We start from the raw sequence: 15,021 nt of genomic DNA on the forward strand, positions 1-15,021 counted from the left end.
TTGGAAACAATAAAGGCGGCCGATTGGCCGCCATAGAATTATGTATGCTGTCACCGGAATTCCAGGAAAAAATCAAGCCGCTTTTTTCAGAATCTTCTGGCAATAGCTGTTCAGGCTTTCCCCCGCGTTCAGGGCGCGAACGGCCAGTGCCTGGTGCAGTTCCCTGTCCACGCGCAGAACGAAGCGGCCCGAATAGTTCTTATTGGCCGTTGCCGGCGGAAGCGGTTTCCTGTCCGACTGATACAGTTCAATCGCCTCTTCGACCACCCCGCACAATTCCCGATAAACGGATGCTTCATCATCACCATGCACACCGCCGCGGATCAGTCCGGGGCAGGTGCCCACATAGCAGTTGTCTTCCTCGGACCATTGCACAATCTTGAGATAGCTGTCGCCCGGTTTCATTTCTCGTTCTCCTTGATTGCTTCCCGTACTGCCCGCTCCTGATAGGGTTTGGCGTCATCGCCCGGCTTGCCGGAGATCGTGATTGGCACGGAACATTTCGGGTGAATGAAGTTGCGGTGGCTTCCTTTTCCACCCCTGTCAACAAATCCCGCCGCCTTCAGTTCGGCAATCAGTTCTCGGATCTTTCTGGGCATGAGCAATGATACTATTATGATATCATCAAGTCAATATCTTGGTTGCAAGTTGAAACAGCAAAGGCGTCCAAATCGGCCGCCTTTCGAATTAAATATATGTCCCCGGAATTTCGGAATTTACTGCTGAATTAAGTAACCTGACTCCAGACTTTCTCCCATGACAATCCGCATAACCTGGGATTAATAGCGGGTCGGGTAGTACGTGGCGACCATGGGGCGGCTTTGAAAGAGAATCTGATTATTGGCGCTAGACACGCAACCATTCACATAGTAGGTGTAGTTGCCTGAACTAGCCACATAGTACACATTCTCGAAAACAAACGGGGTGAACTGACCCACGCCGCATCCTCTGGACGCACTACTATAGTCATAAGCGTAGTTTCCATTGTCCCAAGACAGGCTAGCGCCACCGGGAGCATCATCCAGCATCAACATTGAATAGACGCCCCCGGTGTAGGTGCAAAAATTCCCGCTGGCAGAGACATGGATGTAGCCGCTTCTTGGGGCGGAAACCGAGACTGAGACCAACGACGTGGTCGTGTTGCAGGTGCTCAGGGTGGTGGTCACATTAGCAGTACCACTAAAATTAATTCCAGGTTCGTCAGCGATATGAGCAGCGCTGACCGAATCATTAGCAATAGCCGCTGACCCAACGGCGCCTGCGGCAATGTGGCCGGCAGTTATGCCACCGGTGGGAATACTCAAGGTAACATCACCGTTAGCGCCGCCGCCGGCCAGGCCCGATCCGGCTATAACCGAGGTGATGTCCCCGCCACTGTTGGTATCGGGCTGGCAGACCACTGAGCCGTCGTCATTGATCACTCGAATCGAGTAGCCACTAGCGCAACTCCCTGAAACCCTGGCCTGTAACGATGACGCCGCCACGCCACCCACGCTCTCCGCATCCGCTGACTTAAAGGCAAAACCTACGCTTGTGAGTTTTTGCCTTGGAGACATCTCGGAAGCGGTGCCGATGGTGACGCCCAGATACACATCCGCGCTGTTGAACACCGACGCTGTCACCGGTGTGACCGAGCCGAGGGAGACGCTATACACGCCGTTGCTGATCATCACAGTCGGTTGAGTCTCTGACCAGAGCGGTGTCCCGCCGGTTGCCACGCTGTAAAGGCTGAAGACAATGCTTTTCGGCGCATTCACCGGCGTCCCGCCCAATTCCGTCAGATACCCCTGATAATTGATTGTCTGCGGAACAGCGGCTGACACGGATAGCGGCAGAAGAATTGCCATCAGTAATACACAGACACTTGTCATAACCCTCTTTGTACTCATTGTAAGCCTCCTCAATTGTCAATGTGCTGTCGATGGGCCGATCACCTCTGCCGCCACAAATAGGGATCATCTTCAGGAGCCTCTCCCCCGGAATAACTGCCGAAGAGGCCGAAACGCTGTGCCATTTCATCCTTGTGTGTTTGCAGGAACGTGGGAATATCGTTTTTGCTATTGACTATTTTTCGCTCCTTCACACTTCAAAACAGGAGTATACGATTGCAGTTTCCATAAATCAAGAAGGGCGGCCAGTCGGCCGCCTAATGATTTAAATGTACGGTCCCCGGAATCCCCTACTGCTATGTGCGGGAGAATCTTGGCACCAAATATCTGAAGGTTGTCACCGACTTTTCCCAGCAGGATCTGGGGCAGCTCAAGACGAGAATTGCCGCAGCGCTTGAAATGAATTGAATTCAGGGAACGATAAGTGGACAGGAAAGCGTTGATAGCTATATTTCCCCGACTTAGCTGATGGCTGCATGGCCGGCGGGTTTTTACTTTGCTGTGGTTTCAGTCGATTCGGGACACTTTCTTTGCATGAAATGGATCGGAGGATTCCCGCTGGAAAAACAACCCCACCCTTGGTCGCGCTTGACAAAAGTCAGGCTTGCCCCCGCTCGCACTTTGTAAAATTCCTTCAGTTCGATTTTTATCGAGGTAGTATCAACATCGAAAATAACTGAGCTGACACTGCTGGTATGCTTGTTTGTAAATCCGGTTTCTGCAATAGTTTTAGGTAGCTGGCCATTATGCGATTCAATGAAATTATCAACACATAATTTGGCTTCATCAGCAACTGAAAACACATTGATTATATTGGATCGTGTCATCTTTTCACGAAAAAAAGAGAACGAAGTCGAAACGGCAACTATCAGGACCAGTGCAAAAAAAGTATTTATTGCTTTTACACGGTTCGATGTCGTGATTATGTGTGCCGGTACTGGGCTCTGAATATTTCGGTTTTTGAGGTAATGTTTTAACGGTTTCTGAACCCAGCAGATAAAACTTGGAATAAACGCCAAGGCAAAAAAACCTGCGATCAGGAGCAGGATAGCCAGATCTTTGAATAGCATCAATCTGTTGCCATTAATAATTGCAGAAGGAAATGAGGTGATACTGCCTGAATACACAGAAAAAAATATCACCGATGCCAGCAATCCCCCTGTTATCAATAGGTGGCAAATTCTGTAACACCAGATAACGCCGAACTTACATTTGTTAATTAATCCCATAGATGTTATTCAATCCTCAAAATGATTATTCGGGGAAGCAATAAAAAATGGGTCAGAATTCCGGCGACAGTTTACTTAATTCACCCCCAAGGATTACAAACCCGCACCCCACATCTCTCAATATCCCTGACATTCCGCGTAACCACAACCAATCCATGCGCTGCAGCGGTGGCGGCAATAAGCGAATCCATTACCGGCAGTTTCTCGCCCGCCCGCTCTGCCTCTCCCTGGAGTCTTCCCCAACTGAGCGCCGTTTCCAGATCTAATTCAAGAATCCGGCCGGTAAAACGTTCAACCAGATCAAGCGCCACCCACGCCTGCAACTCTTCCTTTTTTGTGCCATCCGGGAACTTGCTGATCCCCTTCTGCAACTCGCCCAGATTCAGGACACTCAGAAACAGTTTCTGCTCATCCTGCTCGTCCAGCCAAGCCACCACTGCCGGATTTGGCTCCATCTTTACCAATTCGGAAATCAGACAGGTATCGAGCAGATACTTCACAACTCCACCTCGCGGGAGAGATCGGCACTGCGGCTGATGTCAAGTTCAACATCATGCAGGGGAGATTGCTTGAAGAACTGCGATAATCCGGTACGCGGCAGGGTCAGTTTGCGGTATTCATCAAAAGACACCACCACCGCAGCAGGCTTGCCCCGCAATGTGATTGTCTGGGGACCATCATGCAGGGCCGAATCAACCACCTGACTCAAACGGTTCTTTGCTTCCTGAAGTTGCCATTCCCGATCATGAGCTGACCGAACAATTTTATTGGTCTTCATACAAACCTCCTTTGACAGCTAGACAGTCTAGCTACCAAAGGATAGCACAGCACTGATATAAATCAAATACAAATTATGGCACCAAAACAAAGGGCGCCTCGCTGGGCGCCCTCGTCATTACTTCAGGTTTTTCTTGATCCGTTCGACGGCTTCAATCACATTCTCGCGATGGCCGAAGGCCGATAACCGGAAGTACCCTTCCCCGCTCGGGCCGAAGCCGCTGCCGGGGGTGCCGACCACGTTGCATTCGGTCAGCAGCTTGTCGAAGAAGTCCCAACTGGTCATCCCGCCCGGGGTCTTGAGCCAGATGTAGGGGGCATCCACGCCGCCGAAGCAGGTCACACCGACCTCCCTCAACCCTTCACGGATGATGCGGGCGTTCTCCATGTAATAATCGATGATCTCCCTGGTCTGCTTCCACCCCTCGTCGGAGTAGACCGCGGCGGCGGCGCGCTGGACCGGGTAGGAAGCGCCGTTGAACTTGGTGGTGGTGCGGCGCAGCCAGAGCTTGTTGAAGCTGTAGCGCTCACCAGTCGCGGTGGTGCCCATGACCTCTTCCGGCACGACCACCAGGCCGCAGCGGACGCCGGTGAAGCCGGCGGTCTTGGAGAAGGAGCGGAACTCGATGGCGCACTTCTTGGCCCCTTCGATCTCGTAGATGGAGTGAGGGATCTCCGGATTAGTGATGAAGGCCTCGTAGGCGGCGTCGAAGAAGATCACGCAGTCATTGGCGTTGGCATAGTCGACCCACCGCTTCAGCTCGGCCTTGCTGGCCACGGTGCCGGTCGGGTTGTTGGGGAAACAGAGATAGATGATGTCCACCTTGCCGGTCGGCAGGGCCGGGATGAAGCCGTTGGCCTCGTTGCAGGGCATGTAGACGATGTTCTGGTAGTAGCCCTTTGCGTCGGCCTCGCCGGTGCGGCCGATCATGACGTTGGTGTCGTTGTAGACCGGGTAGACCGGGTCGCCGATGGCCACCACGTTGTCTAGGGCGAAGATGTCGAGGATGTTGGCGCAGTCGCACTTGGAGCCGTCGGAGATGAACATCTCCTCGGTCTTCAGGCTGACGCCCAGCGGCTGGTAGGATTTCTCGATGATGGCGTTGATCAGCCAGTCGTAGCCCTGCTCCGGGCCGTAGCCGGCGAACTGGTCGGTGGTGGCCAGGTCATCCACGGCGGCGTGGAAGGCCTTCAACACGGCCGGTGCCAGCGGGCGGGTGACGTCGCCGATCCCCAGGCGGATGACCTTGGCGGTCGGGTGGGCCTCGGCGAAGGCGCGCACGCGGCGGCCAATCTCGGGGAACAGGTAGCCGGCTTTCAGTTTCAGGTAGTTGTCGTTGATCTTTGCCATTACAGGTTAATCTCCTTATTTTGTTATATTCAAAATCGTATCTTGTTCAAAATTATCTTCTCAATGTCCAGCGCCACTTCATAAGCATGGCGGCCCTCATCAAGCGTTGGTTCGAAGAAATCATCCGGATAACGTACTCCAACCCCGTATTCTGAAATATCCTCCAACTGTTCTTCATACGGCAACAATTCGGGGAGAATATCAGCTACATCTGTCAGCAGTTTTACCAAGTCGTGAGTCTTGGAGATGTTCCTCGAATTGGCGACGAGCACGCCTTTCAACAGCTTCTCAATCGCCTGCTGAGCGTGAAAACAAACCGTATCGGTGGGAATAATCTCGGCGGCCAGATTGTTGCGGATATTCTGCAGATCGTGCTCCGCCTTTTGGAACCACTGCCTCACTACTTCAGAAGTTACCTCATCCATGCAGCAGCCTGCCGTGGTGGGTGGCATTATACACAATAGTCCCGGGAATATCCCGGTAACGCGCAAATTCCTGTGGAGTGTAGACGAATGCATCCAAAGAAAACGAGCGCCGGGGAAATAACCTTTTCACGGCAACATTGCGCTTATGGGGGGTCAGGAGAGAATCCATCACCACGAGCAGGTCGATATCACTCTCATCGGTGGCATTACCTTCCGCATAGGAGCCGAACAGGTAAATCTTTTCCGGCTGCATGGCCTGCGTGATCTTGTCCCGTAGCTGATCTATGTCCTGAGTGGAAAGCATGATCATACCCCTTAGAAATGCTACTTCAGTCCCAGCACATCCTGCATGTCGTACAGGCCGGGAGTCTTCCCAACTACCCACTTGGCCGCCCTAACGGAACCGCGGGAGAACATGTCTCTCGTCATGGCGCGGTGGGAGATCTCGATGCGCTCGCCTTGGCCGATGAAGTAGACGGTGTGCTCGCCGACGATGTCGCCGCCGCGGACGGTCTGCATGCCGATTTCTTCTTTCGTCCGCTCGCCACAGATCCCCTCGCGGTGGTAGTTGGCCACCTTGTTGTAGTCGCGTCCCAGCGCCTCTGCCACCACCTCGCCCATGCGCACGGCCGTGCCGGAGGGGGCATCCTTCTTTTTGTTGTGGTGCAGCTCGACGATCTCCACATCGAAGTCGTCCCCCAGGGTCTTGGCCACATCCTTGAGCACCTTAAAGCAGACGTTGACCCCCACCGACATGTTGGGTGCCAGCACGGCCGGGATGGTCTTGGCCAGTTCAACAGCCAGGGCGCGTTCCTCGGGTGTGAAACCGGTCGAACCGATCACGATCGACTTGCCCTTGAGGGAGCAGACCTCCAGGTTCTTGAGCGAGACCTTGGGGGAGGTGAAGTCGATCAGCACGTCACAACCGGCCACCACGGCGTTCAGGTCGTCGGAGATAAGGATCTCCAGTGCGCCGCAGCCGGCCACCAGGCCCACATCCTGCCCAGCTTGGGGATGACCCGGTCGTTCCAGTGCGCCGCAGAGCTGTACGCCCTCTGCCTCGATCACGGAGTTGATGATGCGCTGTCCCATCCGTCCGGCAGCGCCGCAAACGGCGATTTTTATCATTGTTTACCCCTTGGAGCACCACGAAGACACGAAGGACACGAAGTAAACCATTCAGGAAGTGTCCATAGACCTTCCCTTCGTGAACTTCGTGCCTTCGTGGTGAATAAAGAATTTAAATCAGCTTGTACTCTTTCATGATATCAGCCAGCTTGGCCTTGTTGGCCGCGCTCATCTCGCACAGCGGCAGCCGGACCTCGTCCGAGCATTTGCCCATCAACCCCAGGGCGGTCTTGACCGGCACCGGGTTGCTCTCCATGAACATGGCGTTGCCGATTTTGAGGGTCTTGAGGTGCAGCTGGCGGGCCTTTTCCAGGTCGCCGGCGAAGAAGGCATCGGTCAGGTCACCGACCTCTTTGGGCATGATGTTGGCCAGTACCGAGATGATCCCTACAGCGCCGCAGGCCATCATCGGGAAGGTGATGAAGTCGTCGCCGGAAAAGACATCGATCTGGCTGCCGCACAGGGCGATGATCTCGGAGGCCTGCTGCAGGGAGCCGGTGGCCTCTTTGATAGCGACGATGTTCTTGTGGGGCGCCAGTCGTGCCACCGTCTCGGGCAGCAGGTTGACGCCGGTGCGGCCCGGTACGTTGTACAGGATCTGGGGGATTTCAACCGCATCGGCGATGGCGGTGTAGTGGCGATAGAGCCCTTCCTGGGTCGGCTTGTTGTAATAGGGGGTTACCAGCAGTACGCCGGCCACGCCCAGCTCTTTGGCTTTCTGGGACAGCTCGATGGCCTCGACGGTCGAATTGGAGCCGGTGCCGGCGATGACCGGAACGCGCCCCCCCGCCTGTTCGAAGACGATCCGGATCACGTCCATATGCTCTTCATAATCCAGGGTGGAGGATTCGCCGGTGGTGCCGCAAGCCACGATGGCATCGGTGCCGTTCACGATCTGGAAATCAACCAGTTCACGCAGTTTTTTCTCGTCCACCGCTCCGTTGATGAATGGGGTCACGATTGCGACTATGCTTCCTTTAAACATGTTCTGCCTCCTCTATGTCAGTTTGAATCAGTCAGTTAATAGATTGTGTGATGCGTTTTCCGACTTGCTTATTTTTCCTGCCAGACAGTCGTCCCTTTTTTGTTCACATAGCCGAGCTTGCGATCAAGCTTGACCCGGGCCAGGCCGTTTTTGAAACTGTCGGCATCGGAGAAACGCGGTTCAATCGCCAGCTTGCCGCCCCGGTCGATAAAGCCCCATTTGCCTTCCATCTTCACGCGGGCCAGACCTTCGGAAAAGCTGTCAACATCCTTGTACCTGGGCTCCACAACCAGTTTTCCGCTCTTGTCGATAAAACCCCAGCGGTCATCCAGTCGTACCTTGGCCAGGCCTTCACGAAAATTACCAGCATCTTCAAAACGGGGGGCGATGACCTCCCTGCCGGCATGATCGATGAAGGCCCACATCTTATTGACCTTTACCCGGGCCAGGCCTTCTGAAAAGTCATCCGCGTCGTCATAACGGGGGGCAATGATCCGGCCGGAGAGTTCCATAAAGCCCCAGCGGCCGTCCTGCTCGACCCGCACGAAGCCCTCGTTGAAACCGCCCCGGGCATTTTTGAACTGGGGCGCGACCAGCACCTTGCCGGAGGCATCGATGAAACCGATCCTGCCGTCCTGCTCGATCTCGAACAGCGTCCGGACGGATTTCTTCTCGGCGCTCTTCTTTTCGGCACTATGACCGATCAGCGGCACTATCAGAACAGTGGCCAGTACGACAGCAATGCGGACTTGTTGTTTCATGTCACACTCCGGGCTTCAAAAAGGCGTCTATATCACCAAAAAAAGTGGATATTTATAACACAGCGGATCCGGAAAAGTCAAAAGATATAGCCGGTTTGACTTCATTTCGCAGGGGCGCCAGGGTGGGCGACCCTGCCGACTACTCAGAGATGCTGGAAGATATCCGTGTGCCGTTGCAGACGAGCCAGCGCCGGAAGGTGCGATTTGTAGGAGATGAACGGCACGCCCGCATCCCGGGCCGAGAGCATGTCCACTTCGCCGTCCCCCACAAAGAGCGCTTCTCCGGCTTCAATACCGAAATGGTCCAGCACCTTCAGCAGCGGTTCCGGGTGCGGTTTGGGGTTCGTGACCTGGGAAGCGGTCATGACGCAGGAAAAATAGCCGCCCAGACCAAAATCTTTTATGATCATCTCCATGGAGGTGGCCCGGTTGGTGCAGACCGCCAGCGCAACACCCGTCTTCAAACGGTCCAGGGTCTCGATCAGCCCCTCTTCCATCTTCATAAAAGGCGCCAGGTCCTGGTAGTGGATGGTCTTGGCAAAGGCCAGGGCCTCATCATGACGGTCATCCCCGGCGAAAAAATACTCCATGACATTTTGAAACGAATAGGTGTGCAGGACATTGCGGGCAATCAGATTGGAGCGGTCCAGCGGCGGCCGCCCCAGGTATTCCATCACACTGTCGTAGAAGATATAGTTCGATTCGAGCGTATCCAGCATGACACCGTCGCAGTCGTATATCACCAGTTTGTAGCGGCTATTGAGTGGATTCATGTGCGGTGGCTACTCCGTTTTTCCCTGGTTATTCAGATAGTCGTCCCATTCCATTGGCAGCAGGTATTTCTTGCGGGTGTTGCATTCCTTGCAGGCCGGCACGACGTTGTTGCGGGAGGCCTTGCCGCCCCGCGCCAGGGGGATGACATGGTCCATGGTCAACTCCTCCGGCGGAAACTGGCCGCCGCACCAGTGGCAATGCCCCAGGGCCAGACGGTTCTGCCACCAGCGGCTGCGCCGCAGTTCGCGGGACTTGTCCCGCTCGCGCTTGACCTCCTGCTCACTGACATCGACGATGAAATGTTCCATATATTTTAATCCTTATAACTACAAATCTAGAAACGAGGATTTTTTTGACTCGACCTAGCGGTCGCTCCCTTTCGGGACGCCTTCGCGGTCCAACTCGCTTTGCTCGTTGCGTCAGGGCAAGGCTGTCGAGGAATCGGGAGGAGGCGTAGCAGCGCTACGTTGACGACCGATTCCGAAGACTTACGCAGCCCTGGCGGAAAAAGACCGTTTCCTTAACTTCTCAAAGTCACAACCGTGGCCCCGTCCCTGCCCTCATGCGGCTCCCCCGCCCGGTACTCCTCCACCAGCGGATTGCGCGCCAGAAATTCCCGGACAGCATCCCGCAGCCGGCCGGTGCCGAGGCCGTGGATGACCCGCACCTCGCGCAGGCCGCCCAGCGCGGCATGGTTGAGGAACGGCTCCAGCAGGTCCAATGCTTCATCCACCCGCAGACCGATCAGTTTCAACTCGCGCTCTTCGCTCTCAACGACATCCCCCTGCCAGGCCTTCCGCGCAGCGCGCGGGACTTTGTCAGCGCTCTTTTTGAGCGGGGCGACCAGGTCCGCCAGGGCAACATCCAACTCGATGCTGCCGGCCCTGACCCGGGCCTTGTCCTGCTTCTGGGCGACCTGGGTCACCACGCCGTTATGCCCCAGGGAGCGGATGTGCACGCTGTCTCCGACCTTGACGTTCTGCAGGGCCGGACGAACGTCACCTTCGGAAACGGCCGGCTTGAGCAGCTCGGTGATCTCCTGTTCGCTGGCACGCAAGCGGTCGATGATATCGCTATGTTTTTCACGCTTGTACTCGTCCAGCAGTTCGTTCATCCTGCGGCGGCTGACAGAGATCAGCTCACGGGCTTCTTCCCAGGCCTTTTCCCTGACCTCCCTGCGGGCCTGCACCATGGCGGTGGCCCGGGCATCCAGTTCACGCTGGGTTGCGTGCAGCTGCTCCTGCTGGCGCGTTACTTCGCGGGTGGCCTCTTCCAGCTCCTCACGCCTGCGGTGCAGCTCGGCCAGGAGCGAGGTGAATTCGGCGCCGGCCGTGCCCAGCATTTCCCGGGCAAAGCCCAGCACCCGTTCCGGCATGCCGAAGCGCTGGGCGATCTCGATGGCGTGGGAATAACCCGGCTCTCCGCTGATCATCCGGTACAGCGGCGTGTAGGTTTCGGCATCATACTCCATGCCCGCATTGATCATGCCGTCCGAGCGGTGCACAAAGCCGATGATCTCCGACAGGTGGGTGGTGGCGATCACGGCCGCGCCCCGTTCGTACAGATCGCGCAGCACGCCGCAGGCGATGGCTGCGCCCTGCTGCGGCTCCGTCCCGGCCCCCAGCTCGTCCAGCAGCACCAGCGTACGGGAGCCTGCCTGCTGCAGGATGGCGGCAATCCGGGCAATATGGGCGGAAAAGGTGGAGAGGCTCTGCTCGATCGACTGTTCGTCGCCGATATCCACCAGCAGGGTATCCAGCAAAGGAAAAGTCGAACGGGCACCGTTGGCCGGCACCGGTATCCCGCACAGCACCATCAGGGTCAGCACCCCGGCGGTCTTGAGGGCAATGGTTTTGCCGCCGGCATTGGGGCCGGTAATCACCATTACCCGTCCCCCCTCCCCCATCTGCAGCTCAAGCGGCTCCACGCGGGACAGCAGCATCAGCAGGAGCGGGTGGCGGGCTGCCACCAGCCGCAATTGGCCGCAATCATTCATGACGGCCGTTTCCATGCCGTAGCGGTCGGCAAAACGGGCGAAGCCGTTGAGTGCATCCAGCGTCACCAGGGTCTCGAAGCAGGCGGCGATTTCAACGGCATCTTCGCGCAGCCAGGCCGAGAGCTGGCGCAGAATGCGGATCTCTTCGGCCTTTTCCTCGGCGCTCAGGTTCTCCAACTCATTGACGAAGGGGATAATCTCCAGAGGTTCCATGAAGGCGGTCTCGCCCGATGAGGAGACGTCATGCACCACCCCCTTGACCATGCCTTTGGAGTCCATGCGCACCGGGATGACCCAGCGCCCGGAACGCTGGGTGATGAATTCGTCCTGCAGGAATATTTCGATATTACTGTCGCGGACGATCTCCTCGATCTTTTTGCGAATCCGTGCCGCCAGCGAACGTTTGCCCCGGCGCATTTCCTTGAGCTGCGGCGAGGCACTGTCCATGATGCTGCCGTCATGGTCGATAGAAGCGACCAGCGGTTCCAGAATATCAGCGAAGGATTTCAGGCGCGGTTCCAGCGACAGCAGCAGCGGGATATCATCGCGCGGTGCGAACTGGCGGAAGATATCGCTGTAGATCCGCAGGACCGGTATAAAGGACAGCAGTTGCTGTGGGGTCAGGAAGGCGCCGGTTGGCCTGATAATCTCCAGCAGCGGCCGGATATCCTCGAATTCCGCCAGGCGCAGCTCAATGCCAAGACCGGCCAGCCGGCGGATCTCCGCCACCCGCCCCGAGATCAGGCGGATCTGTTCCGCTGCAGTCTGCGGCATGGTCGCCAGCAGGCGCTGACGGGTAACCGGGCTGTGGACGCGGGTGGCGATTTCGGCCAGGATCTTGTCGAATTCAAGTCTTTTCAGTGTTTCACTGCTAATCATGGTTCCTTCTTTACCGTCCGCCTGCGGCGGCGGTCCTTCTGTTTGCGGAGCCGTTCGACCCGCTTCATCTCCGGCGTCAGTACTCCGCTTTGGGCCTCGATGCGTTCCAGCAGTTCCCGCCGGGCCAGAAAGCGGTTGATTGACTGGCTCCGTTCCCGCGAGGCACTGACGCAGATCCCTGTTGGGATATGTCGCAACTGGACACAGCTGGAGGTCTTGTTGACATGCTGGCCGCCGTTGCCGGAAGAGCGCACGAAATGCTCTTCCAGGTCTTCCTCCCGCACCTGCAGCTCGGCCATCTTGCGCTGCAACCAACGGTTCTTCTCTTCGCTTACGGCGAAATCAGGCACGTGAGATATTCCCGGAACGGCTCAACAGCTCCCAGCGCAGAAGGGCTGCCAGGGTTTTTGCGTCACTGATGCGGCCGTCGCCGGCCATCTTCAAGGCCTCGGCCAGCGGCAGGCGCAGCACTTCGATCTCCTCGTCCGCCTCCGGCTGCGCTACTCCCTGGGTGATCCCGGTGGCAGCGAACAAGTGGATGACCTCATCGAAAACCCCCGGTGACGAATAGATCCTCCCCAGCGGAATCAGGTGTGCCGCCGTGATGCCGGTCTCCTCATACAGTTCCCGGGCGGCACAGTCAGAGGGAGATTCGCCAGGACTCAAACGACCGGCCGGAATCTCCCGGATAACAGCATCAACAGCCGGGCGCAGCTGGCGGATCAGGGAGACGGTGCCGTCGTCATGTACCGGCAGGACCCCGGCCCCACCGGGATGGCGGATAACCTGGTAGGTGTGGCGCCCTTTCTGGCCGATCTCCACCTCCATCTGCTCGATGTTGATTACCAGACCGGAATAAACAATCTTGTGATTTCGTGATTTCATAGCCGCGGTCTCTTGGATTTATGACATGCCTTGCAAACGTTCACAACGTTGAACGTGATCTGTTACTATAGCAATACCGGCATGCTTTTCCAACGACTATTAAACAGGTCTTCCCGGTTGCCGTAGCGGGTCTGAAGTGATATAAGCAACAGCGGAGAATACAGAAAAATGAACAAATGGATGGAGAAACTGTGCGCGTGTCTTTTCTGCAACGCTTCTGGGTGACCTTTTCCTGTTATGTGGTCGGCTTCTACGCATCCACCCTCAATCGATTCGTTATCAAGGGTGCGGAGAACATTCCGGCCACGGGCGGTGTCCTGCTGGCTTCCAACCACATCTCGGCCTTTGAAACGATCTTTCTGCCATGGGCCGTCATCAGGCAGCACCCCTTCCAGATGCTCTGGGCCCCCGCCAAAGAGGAACTTTTTGAAAAAGGCTTCCAGCGTCTGCTGTATTCGTCGTGGGGCGCCTTTCCGGTCAGACGCAAACGGGATGTCAAGGCCAACAAGACCATCAATACCCTGCTGCTGGATCAAAAGGTGATGCTCTTCCCGGAAGGGACCCGCCATAAGGACGGCAAACTGGGAACCGGAAATCGCGGGGTCGGCAAGATTATCTACGACACACGCCCGACGGTGATTCCTACGGCACTGATCGGCTTTAACAACTGGAAATTCCCCGGATTCGGGCAGCCCGCCACGGTGGTATTCGGATGCGCGCTGGATTTCAGCGACCTCTATCTGCTGGAAGACAACAAGGAAACACATAACTTGATCGTAGGACGTGTCATGCAGGCCATTGCTGGCCTGCTGAAGGAAGAAGGGGCGTATGTCGGGCAAGCATGAGAACACTGCGGTTGAGATTTTTTGTGATGGAGCCTGCAGCGGCAATCCCGGACCAGGCGGCTACGGGGCCATCCTGCGCTATGGCGGGAGTGAAAAAGAGATCAGTGGAGCAGCAGCTGACACGACCAACAACCGCATGGAAATGACCGCTGTCATCGAGGCCCTGCGGCTGCTCAAACGACCCTGTCGCGTCAATATTACAACCGACTCTCAGTATGTGGTGAAAGGGATGACGGAATGGATTGACGGCTGGAAGCGCAAAGGGTGGATAAACAGCAAAAAGGAGCCGGTGCTCAATCGCGATCTGTGGGAGATGCTGCTTGAACAGTCACAGCGGCACACCATCCACTGGAACTGGGTTCGCGGCCATGCCGGGCACGCTGAAAATGAGCGCTGCGACCAATTGGCCCGTGAGGCATTGACCAAAACATCATAGCGGACTGGATGGGTTAGATTACTTGTTCTTCCCCGGTACAACGTCTATGAGGGTAAAACCATACTTGGGATGCATGAAGGCGTGGGTTTTGGGAAACTTCGAAAAAAGCCACCCTTTGAAGATCACGGACCCGTTTTCGGTAATCCGCACCTTTGCTCCCGGGTTTTTGAGCTCATTCGAGGATGAAGTCATAATCGAACCTTCCATGGTGAAAGCGGGCAAAAATGTTTCCACCTCGATGACCAGGGTCGAAGCTGGAACGGCAAGCCTGCCACCGATGGGGATTGTATACTGCTTCTCTGAAACGTTCGATTTGTCGATGACAGCGATCCTGACCGCTTTCCATCTTTCGGCAACTCCGGGTGGAATAACGATTGTCGTCTCTTGATTGATTGTGTGAGAAAGTGCGGCGTCTACTTTGGGGGGGGGCTGTTGTTCCTTTTGACAACCCATCATCATACTCACAATGGATAGCAGAACAAACAACACTGTCTGTGGGGGGGCGATTCTCTTCAATAATATATCCGCTATGATGTTAAGTGGCGGAGAGACAGGGATTCGAACCCTGGATACCGGTTTCCCAGTATACTCGCTTAGCAGGCGAGCGCCTTCGGCCACTCGGCCATCTCTCCGTATCTTAATACCCCCTCAAAATGCAGGG

General features: G+C 56.1%; 20 protein-coding genes and 1 tRNA gene. 2 read left to right on the plus strand and 19 right to left on the minus strand.

Going from position 1 to position 15,021, the window contains the following annotated elements; translation table 11 throughout:
- Positions 1 to 72: 72 nt before the first annotated feature.
- The 17 genes from ACOCF6_RS06535 to ACOCF6_RS06615 form a co-directional block, all read right to left on the minus strand.
- Positions 73 to 405, minus strand: coding sequence for a type II toxin-antitoxin system HicB family antitoxin (locus ACOCF6_RS06535; RefSeq protein WP_482459585.1), 333 nt, complete (start codon positions 403 to 405; stop codon positions 73 to 75).
- Positions 402 to 599 carry a type II toxin-antitoxin system HicA family toxin gene (locus ACOCF6_RS06540; protein ID WP_482459586.1) on the minus strand — a complete coding sequence of 66 codons (198 nt, stop codon included), beginning with the start codon at positions 597 to 599 and terminating at the stop codon, positions 402 to 404. The genes ACOCF6_RS06535 and ACOCF6_RS06540 overlap by 4 nt, the downstream gene beginning before the upstream one ends.
- A 180-nt stretch (positions 600 to 779) precedes the next feature.
- On the minus strand, positions 780 to 1,889 hold the full coding sequence (locus ACOCF6_RS06545; RefSeq protein WP_482459587.1) for a hypothetical protein: 1,110 nt from the start codon (positions 1,887 to 1,889) through the stop codon (positions 780 to 782).
- Between the two features lie 491 nt (positions 1,890 to 2,380).
- Complete coding sequence (locus ACOCF6_RS06550) at positions 2,381 to 3,118, minus strand: hypothetical protein (RefSeq protein ID WP_482459588.1); 738 nt, start codon at positions 3,116 to 3,118, stop codon at positions 2,381 to 2,383.
- A gap of 80 nt (positions 3,119 to 3,198) precedes the next feature.
- Entirely contained in the window at positions 3,199 to 3,618 is a 420-nt protein-coding gene (locus ACOCF6_RS06555; protein ID WP_482459589.1) for a PIN domain-containing protein, read from the minus strand.
- Positions 3,615 to 3,896, minus strand: a complete 282-nt coding sequence (locus tag ACOCF6_RS06560) for a type II toxin-antitoxin system Phd/YefM family antitoxin (protein ID WP_482459590.1) — start codon at positions 3,894 to 3,896, stop codon at positions 3,615 to 3,617. The genes ACOCF6_RS06555 and ACOCF6_RS06560 overlap by 4 nt, the downstream gene beginning before the upstream one ends.
- Positions 3,897 to 4,013: 117 nt before the next feature.
- On the minus strand, positions 4,014 to 5,246 hold the full coding sequence (locus tag ACOCF6_RS06565; protein ID WP_482459591.1) for an LL-diaminopimelate aminotransferase: 1,233 nt from the start codon (positions 5,244 to 5,246) through the stop codon (positions 4,014 to 4,016).
- A 29-nt stretch (positions 5,247 to 5,275) separates the two neighbouring features.
- Positions 5,276 to 5,671, minus strand: a complete 396-nt coding sequence (locus tag ACOCF6_RS06570; RefSeq protein WP_482459592.1) for a HEPN domain-containing protein — start codon at positions 5,669 to 5,671, stop codon at positions 5,276 to 5,278.
- Positions 5,664 to 5,975, minus strand: a complete 312-nt coding sequence (locus tag ACOCF6_RS06575; protein ID WP_482459593.1) for a nucleotidyltransferase domain-containing protein — start codon at positions 5,973 to 5,975, stop codon at positions 5,664 to 5,666. Before ACOCF6_RS06575 ends, ACOCF6_RS06570 begins: the two co-directional genes overlap by 8 nt.
- Positions 5,976 to 5,995: 20 nt before the next feature.
- Positions 5,996 to 6,799: a 4-hydroxy-tetrahydrodipicolinate reductase gene (gene dapB, locus ACOCF6_RS06580; RefSeq protein ID WP_482459594.1), complete on the minus strand. Its 804-nt coding sequence runs from the start codon at positions 6,797 to 6,799 to the stop codon at positions 5,996 to 5,998.
- 112 nt (positions 6,800 to 6,911) lie between these two features.
- Entirely contained in the window at positions 6,912 to 7,784 is an 873-nt protein-coding gene (dapA, locus tag ACOCF6_RS06585) for a 4-hydroxy-tetrahydrodipicolinate synthase (RefSeq protein ID WP_482459595.1), read from the minus strand.
- Between the two features lie 68 nt (positions 7,785 to 7,852).
- The gene (locus tag ACOCF6_RS06590; RefSeq protein ID WP_482459596.1) at positions 7,853 to 8,545 is read right to left on the minus strand and encodes a WG repeat-containing protein; all 693 of its coding nucleotides are present in this window, start codon (positions 8,543 to 8,545) and stop codon (positions 7,853 to 7,855) included.
- Between the two features lie 143 nt (positions 8,546 to 8,688).
- On the minus strand, positions 8,689 to 9,318 hold the full coding sequence (locus ACOCF6_RS06595) for an HAD family hydrolase (protein WP_482459597.1): 630 nt from the start codon (positions 9,316 to 9,318) through the stop codon (positions 8,689 to 8,691).
- 9 nt (positions 9,319 to 9,327) lie between these two features.
- Positions 9,328 to 9,627: an HNH endonuclease gene (locus ACOCF6_RS06600; protein ID WP_482459598.1), complete on the minus strand. Its 300-nt coding sequence runs from the start codon at positions 9,625 to 9,627 to the stop codon at positions 9,328 to 9,330.
- Positions 9,628 to 9,839: 212 nt separating this feature from the next.
- Positions 9,840 to 12,194, minus strand: coding sequence for an endonuclease MutS2 (locus tag ACOCF6_RS06605; RefSeq protein ID WP_482459599.1), 2,355 nt, complete (start codon positions 12,192 to 12,194; stop codon positions 9,840 to 9,842).
- Positions 12,191 to 12,544 (minus strand): peptide chain release factor family protein, encoded by a 354-nt coding sequence (locus ACOCF6_RS06610; protein ID WP_482459600.1) that lies wholly within the window; start codon positions 12,542 to 12,544, stop codon positions 12,191 to 12,193. The genes ACOCF6_RS06605 and ACOCF6_RS06610 overlap by 4 nt, the downstream gene beginning before the upstream one ends.
- Positions 12,537 to 13,079, minus strand: a complete 543-nt coding sequence (locus ACOCF6_RS06615; RefSeq protein WP_482459601.1) for an NUDIX hydrolase — start codon at positions 13,077 to 13,079, stop codon at positions 12,537 to 12,539. Before ACOCF6_RS06615 ends, ACOCF6_RS06610 begins: the two co-directional genes overlap by 8 nt.
- Before the next feature lie 191 nt (positions 13,080 to 13,270).
- Here ACOCF6_RS06615 and ACOCF6_RS06620 point away from each other — a divergent pair, with 191 nt between their 5' ends.
- Positions 13,271 to 13,924: a lysophospholipid acyltransferase family protein gene (locus ACOCF6_RS06620; RefSeq protein ID WP_482459602.1), complete on the plus strand. Its 654-nt coding sequence runs from the start codon at positions 13,271 to 13,273 to the stop codon at positions 13,922 to 13,924.
- Complete coding sequence (rnhA, locus tag ACOCF6_RS06625; protein WP_482459603.1) at positions 13,908 to 14,360, plus strand: ribonuclease HI; 453 nt, start codon at positions 13,908 to 13,910, stop codon at positions 14,358 to 14,360. Before ACOCF6_RS06620 ends, rnhA begins: the two co-directional genes overlap by 17 nt.
- An 18-nt stretch (positions 14,361 to 14,378) precedes the next feature.
- On the opposite strand, the gene ACOCF6_RS06630 is transcribed toward rnhA, so the two are convergent.
- Together ACOCF6_RS06630 and ACOCF6_RS06635 are read right to left on the minus strand one after the other, a co-directional pair.
- On the minus strand, positions 14,379 to 14,876 hold the full coding sequence (locus tag ACOCF6_RS06630; protein ID WP_482459604.1) for a DUF2155 domain-containing protein: 498 nt from the start codon (positions 14,874 to 14,876) through the stop codon (positions 14,379 to 14,381).
- 24 nt (positions 14,877 to 14,900) lie between these two features.
- Positions 14,901 to 14,992, minus strand: a tRNA-Ser gene (locus ACOCF6_RS06635).
- Positions 14,993 to 15,021 lie beyond the last annotated feature (29 nt).

The sequence above is a fragment of the Geobacter psychrophilus genome, from assembly GCF_056821595.1.

Excerpts from the sequence above, each read along its gene's own strand:
- ACOCF6_RS06550 (WP_482459588.1), bottom strand. The coding sequence starts at position 3,118 with ATGGGATTAATTAACAAATGTAAGTTCGGCGTTATCTGGTGTTACAGA.
- ACOCF6_RS06560 (WP_482459590.1), bottom strand. The coding sequence starts at position 3,896 with ATGAAGACCAATAAAATTGTTCGGTCAGCTCATGATCGGGAATGGCAA.
- ACOCF6_RS06605 (WP_482459599.1), bottom strand. The coding sequence starts at position 12,194 with ATGATTAGCAGTGAAACACTGAAAAGACTTGAATTCGACAAGATCCTG.
- ACOCF6_RS06590 (WP_482459596.1), bottom strand. The coding sequence starts at position 8,545 with ATGAAACAACAAGTCCGCATTGCTGTCGTACTGGCCACTGTTCTGATA.
- ACOCF6_RS06595 (WP_482459597.1), bottom strand. The coding sequence starts at position 9,318 with ATGAATCCACTCAATAGCCGCTACAAACTGGTGATATACGACTGCGAC.
- dapA (WP_482459595.1), bottom strand. The coding sequence starts at position 7,784 with ATGTTTAAAGGAAGCATAGTCGCAATCGTGACCCCATTCATCAACGGA.
- ACOCF6_RS06535 (WP_482459585.1), bottom strand. The coding sequence starts at position 405 with ATGAAACCGGGCGACAGCTATCTCAAGATTGTGCAATGGTCCGAGGAA.
- ACOCF6_RS06540 (WP_482459586.1), bottom strand. The coding sequence starts at position 599 with ATGCCCAGAAAGATCCGAGAACTGATTGCCGAACTGAAGGCGGCGGGA.
- ACOCF6_RS06600 (WP_482459598.1), bottom strand. The coding sequence starts at position 9,627 with ATGGAACATTTCATCGTCGATGTCAGTGAGCAGGAGGTCAAGCGCGAG.
- ACOCF6_RS06615 (WP_482459601.1), bottom strand. The coding sequence starts at position 13,079 with ATGAAATCACGAAATCACAAGATTGTTTATTCCGGTCTGGTAATCAAC.
- ACOCF6_RS06565 (WP_482459591.1), bottom strand. The coding sequence starts at position 5,246 with ATGGCAAAGATCAACGACAACTACCTGAAACTGAAAGCCGGCTACCTG.
- ACOCF6_RS06570 (WP_482459592.1), bottom strand. The coding sequence starts at position 5,671 with ATGGATGAGGTAACTTCTGAAGTAGTGAGGCAGTGGTTCCAAAAGGCG.
- ACOCF6_RS06545 (WP_482459587.1), bottom strand. The coding sequence starts at position 1,889 with ATGAGTACAAAGAGGGTTATGACAAGTGTCTGTGTATTACTGATGGCA.
- dapB (WP_482459594.1), bottom strand. The coding sequence starts at position 6,799 with ATGATAAAAATCGCCGTTTGCGGCGCTGCCGGACGGATGGGACAGCGC.
- ACOCF6_RS06575 (WP_482459593.1), bottom strand. The coding sequence starts at position 5,975 with ATGCTTTCCACTCAGGACATAGATCAGCTACGGGACAAGATCACGCAG.
- rnhA (WP_482459603.1), top strand. The coding sequence starts at position 13,908 with ATGTCGGGCAAGCATGAGAACACTGCGGTTGAGATTTTTTGTGATGGA.